General features: G+C 66.0%; 6 protein-coding genes. 1 reads left to right on the top strand and 5 read right to left on the bottom strand.

Annotation, left to right across the window (positions count from 1 at the left end):
- Positions 1-1,298 (top strand): glutamate--tRNA ligase family protein (locus Q0716_RS04825; RefSeq protein WP_299020265.1); only part of this gene is annotated, 1,298 nt, incomplete at its 5' end.
- A gap of 9 nt (positions 1,299-1,307) precedes the next feature.
- On the opposite strand, the gene Q0716_RS04820 is transcribed toward Q0716_RS04825, so the two are convergent.
- From Q0716_RS04820 to Q0716_RS04800, 5 genes are all read right to left on the bottom strand, one after another.
- A complete protein-coding gene (locus tag Q0716_RS04820) occupies positions 1,308-1,571 on the bottom strand; it encodes a DUF2442 domain-containing protein (RefSeq protein WP_299020263.1) in 264 nt (87 codons plus the stop codon).
- Positions 1,543-1,782 carry a DUF4160 domain-containing protein gene (locus Q0716_RS04815; RefSeq protein ID WP_299020261.1) on the bottom strand — a complete coding sequence of 80 codons (240 nt, stop codon included), beginning with the start codon at positions 1,780-1,782 and terminating at the stop codon, positions 1,543-1,545. Before Q0716_RS04815 ends, Q0716_RS04820 begins: the two co-directional genes overlap by 29 nt.
- A 174-nt stretch (positions 1,783-1,956) precedes the next feature.
- Positions 1,957-2,274, bottom strand: coding sequence for an RNA-binding protein (locus Q0716_RS04810; protein WP_299020259.1), 318 nt, complete (start codon positions 2,272-2,274; stop codon positions 1,957-1,959).
- Between the two features lie 100 nt (positions 2,275-2,374).
- Entirely contained in the window at positions 2,375-2,641 is a 267-nt protein-coding gene (gene infA / locus Q0716_RS04805) for a translation initiation factor IF-1 (protein WP_299020257.1), read from the bottom strand.
- 249 nt (positions 2,642-2,890) lie between these two features.
- Positions 2,891-3,639, bottom strand: a 749-nt coding sequence (locus Q0716_RS04800; RefSeq protein ID WP_299020255.1) for a phosphomethylpyrimidine synthase ThiC, incomplete at its 5' end; no start/stop codon positions are given.

Raw genomic sequence — 3,639 nt, 5'->3', positions numbered from 1 at the left:
ACATCACCCACAGCATCTGCACGCTGGAGTTCGAGGACCAACGACCGTTTTACGACTGGACGCTCGAGCGCATCGTGCCCATCCTGCGCGCGCCCCAGTTCGAGCGCGCCAAGGCGCTCATCGAGCGCATCGAGCACCAGGGCGTCGAAGCGGGCAAGGAATTCGCCCTGCACTGCCACAACCACGCGTACAAGCTGGGCGTCAACACCGAGCCCGAGCAGCAGATGCGCGCGCTTTTTACCCGCTGGGAGCACGACCGCGACGCCGTGCTGCGCGATCTAGGGGCGTTCTTTGCGCTGCTGAAGTCGCAAACGCACCAGTTCACGCCGCTGCTTGCCGCAGCCCTCGACGCCTACCAGGTCGAGCCGTTCCAGCTGCCGCACCAGTACGAGTTCGCGCGCCTGAACCTCACCTACGTCGTGACCAGCAAGCGCAAGCTCAAGGCGCTGGTCGACGAGGGTATCGTCGCCGGCTGGGATGACCCGCGCATGCCCACCATCGCCGGGCTGCGTCGGCGCGGCTACACGCCAGAGGCCATCCGGCTGTTCTGTGAACGGACGGGCGTGAGCAAATCCCCCGGCTGGATCGACTACGGCAACCTGGAGGTCGCGCTGCGCGACGATCTGGAAGGCAAAGCCCCGCGCGCGATGGGCGTACTCGACCCCGTGCGGCTGCGCCTGACCAACTGGGCCGACGTATTCGGCCGCTGGGAGCACCGGGAACCCTGCACCGCCCCCGCCCACCCGCAACACCCCGAGTGGGGGCAGCGCGCCTTCAGCCTCGGGCCCGAGGTGTGGATCGAGCGCGACGATTTCATGGAACAACCCCCCAAGGGGTACTTCCGCCTCTTCCCCGGCAACCGGGTGCGCCTGAAGTACGGCTACGTCATCGAATGCACCGGCTGTGAGAAAGACGACACGGGCCGCGTGACGGCGGTGCTGGCCACCGTGGTGCCCGACACCAAGAGCGGCACGCCCGGGGCCGATGCCGTCAAGGTCAAGGGCACCATCACCTGGGTTGGTGCCCACGACGCGGTACCGGCGGAGTTTCGGCTCTACGACCGGCTGTTTGCCGACCCGCAACCCGATGCCGGAGGCAAAGATTTCCGCGCCGCGCTCAACCCGAACAGCCTGCGCATCACGCAGGGCTTCGTGGAACCGTCCTTGGTCGGCATCGCGCCCGAGACGCGGCTGCAGCTGGAGCGCCACGGCTACTTTTGCGCCGACGCCCAAGACCACCGGCCCGACCGAGCGGTATTCAACCGCATCGCGGGCCTGAAGGACGGCTGGAGTAAGTGACCCCGGCCGTCAGGGGCCAACCGACTCGGCGGCGACGAGCGGGAACCGATCCGGGTGGCGGATCGATTCGACCGACAGGTCGATATCCAACAGTGGCCAATACAAATGGTCGCGACTGGGCCACTCCAGTGTCGTGATCTGCTCGATCGTGGCGCGCCGAAACCATGGAAATTCCGAAAACGGCACCCACAGTTCTTCGTCGCCGAGCAACAGCCAAAAGCCGTGTCTCGACACATGGGTGACCTCAGCCACCGAAGTGTTGTCGCCAGGCATGGACGATCTCCTGCACGTGCATGGTCACGATCCGCTGCGCCTCGGCCAATTCACGCTCGCTCAGGCCCGTGTGGCACGCCAGGGCGACGTCGGGCTGAATCCAGAATTTCGCCTCGCCATGGGGATGCGCCACGTGCACGTGCATCCTGGGCTCCTCTCGTGAAAAGAAGAAAAGCCGGTAGGAGCCGACGCGCACGACGGTGGGTGCCATCGAGAGTTCGATTCGGGCGAGAAGCACAGGGGCCCTCAATGTAGCACACGCCGCCCGACGGGCGCGACGGTTTCAGCTCCAATGCAAACAGGCCCGACCGAGCGGTATTCAACCGCATCGCGGGCCTGAAGGACGGCTGGGGTAAGTGACCCCGGCCGTCAGGGGCAGAGCCGATCAGTAGTAGCTGCTGCGACCGCCGCCGTTGCGGCCGCTGCGGCCTTCGTAGCCGGACGACGGACGTGCCTCGCGCGGACGGGCCACGTTGACGGTCATGGCGCGGCCTTGCAGCGACGAGCCGTGCAGGCCGTCGATCGCAGCTTGCGCCTCGGCGTCGGTCGCCATTTCGACGAAGCCGAAGCCCTTGGAGCGGCCGGTGTCGCGGTCGGTCATGACCTTGGCCGACTGCACGGTGCCATAGGCGCCAAAGCTGCGCTCCAGGGCTTGGTCATCGGCGGAATACGGCAGGTTGCCGACGTAGAGTTTGTTGTTCATGGAGAACGTCCTTCAGAGAAACAGAGAAAACGCGGGGCCGGTGCCGGTGGTGGCGCCACGCAGGGTCGCGCCGGATGATCGCGGGCCCGCTGAGGGTCGATCAACGCGTCCTGCGACGCGCCGGTGTGGGAGCGGCACCCGAGCGCGGCTCGAGGTGACGGAAGGTGATGCGCCCTTTGCTCAGGTCGTAGGGCGACAGCTCCAGCGACACGCGGTCGCCGGCCAGAATACGGATGTGGTGCTTGCGCATCTTGCCGCCCGAGTAGGCCACCAGACAGTGGCCGTTTTCCAGGGTGACGCGGTAGCGCGAGTCGGGCAACACTTCGTCCACGGTGCCGCGCATCTCGATGAGTTCTTCTTTGGCCATGGGGCCTCCTGTGGGCGTGTAGCACGCCCGGCGCCGAAACGCATCGGCTGATGGTGAAGCTCGCCGGGGTAAGATACGCTGAAACAGGGGGCCGAGGGCCGGGCGAACCGGATGGCCAGTGCGGTGTTGAGGGAACCGCCAACCGTGGACAACGACGCACGCGAGGGAAAGCAACTCGCGACGTGCCACTAATGTAGCACGCTTTTGCACCCCGCGGCGCGCGGGGTGCAAAAAATATTCACCCCTGTCTCAAGCCCGCGTCAGCGGTACATAGACCTCGCCCCCGGCGGCGCGAAACGCCTGCGCCTGCTCCTGCATGCCGCTGGCCAGCGCCTGCCGCTCGTCGATGCCCTGCTGCGCCGCGTAGGCGCGCACCTCTTGCGTGATCTTCATGCTGCAAAACTTCGGGCCACACATGCTACAGAAGTGCGCCACTTTGGCGCTCTCCTTGGGCAGCGTCTCGTCGTGAAATTCGCGCGCCTTGTCCGGGTCGAGCCCCAGGTTGAACTGGTCTTCCCAGCGGAACTCGAAACGCGCCTTGGACAGCGCGTTGTCGCGGATTTGCGCCCCGGGGTGGCCCTTGGCCAGATCGGCCGCGTGCGCCGCCAGCTTGTAGGTGACGATGCCTTCCTTGACGTCTTGCTTGTTGGGCAGCCCCAGGTGCTCCTTCGGGGTGACGTAGCACAGCATGGCCGTGCCGTACCAGCCGATGGTGGCCGCGCCGATGGCGCTGGTAATGTGGTCGTAGCCGGGGGCGATGTCGGTGGTCAGCGGCCCCAGGGTATAGAACGGCGCTTCGTCGCACCACTGCAGCTGCAAGTCCATGTTCTCTTTGATGAGCTGCAAAGGAACGTGGCCGGGCCCTTCGATCATCACCTGCACGTCGTGCCGCCAGGCGATTTGCGTCAGCTCGCCCAGCGTCTTCAACTCCGCCAACTGCGCCTCGTCGTTGGCATCGTAGATGGAGCCGGGGCGCAGGCCGTCACCCAGGCTGAAGG

Source organism: uncultured Tepidimonas sp. (assembly GCF_938045175.1).
Classification (GTDB): Bacteria; Pseudomonadota; Gammaproteobacteria; order Burkholderiales; family Burkholderiaceae_C; genus Tepidimonas.
The sequence above is the reverse complement of the archived record's forward strand: the minus strand, read 5'-3'. Positions and strand labels throughout refer to the sequence as shown.